We start from the raw sequence: 625 nt of genomic DNA on the forward strand, positions 1-625 counted from the left end.
TTACTAGTAAACTTTTATGCTGTAACTTGCCTGATTTTGAGTACAAACCCTTGCCCTGCTTTAACAATTGAACAAATGCCACACCCCTTCATCATGACCCGCATCATCGCTGTATTCTTCTCGATTCATCACGAAGTGAGACCAGCCTATTCCCAGCTGGATAAGCCGCACGTATCCATCATTGATTGCAAATGAAGTCACTCTATGTCCGTTAAGGAGGAAATCAATGACAGAGCTTATAATGGAGAGCAAACACCAGCTATTCAAAACCGAAACTCTTACCCAAAACTGCAATGAAATATTAAAACGCAGACGCCATGTTCTCGTCGGCATCAGCCCGTTTAACAGCCGATTTTCCGAAGATTATATTCATCGGCTTATCGCCTGGGCCGTCCGTGAGTTTCAGAGTGTATCCGTGCTTTTGGCGGGAAAGGAAGCTGCCAACCTTCTCGAAGCGCTCGGCACCCCACATGGGAAGGCCGAACGGAAAGTCAGGAAAGAAGTCTCGCGGAACCGGAGATTCGCTGAAAAGGCGTTGGAAGCGCATGGCGGAAATCCCGAGGACATCCATACCTTTTCCGATTTCGCGAACCAGACCGCATACCGGAATTTGCGGATGGAAGTC

The 625-nt window shown here is 48.0% G+C and carries 2 protein-coding genes; both read left to right on the forward strand.

Features of this window, described 5'->3' with window-relative positions; genetic code table 11:
• A partial coding sequence (locus ACWHAR_RS28825; RefSeq protein ID WP_452088666.1) for a hypothetical protein occupies positions 1–195 on the forward strand: 195 nt, incomplete at its 5' end.
• Positions 196–226: 31 nt separating this feature from the next.
• A partial coding sequence (locus ACWHAR_RS28830) for a tRNA-dependent cyclodipeptide synthase (protein WP_452088667.1) occupies positions 227–625 on the forward strand: 399 nt, incomplete at its 3' end.

The sequence above is a fragment of the Bacillus sp. LR--39 genome, from assembly GCF_053613335.1.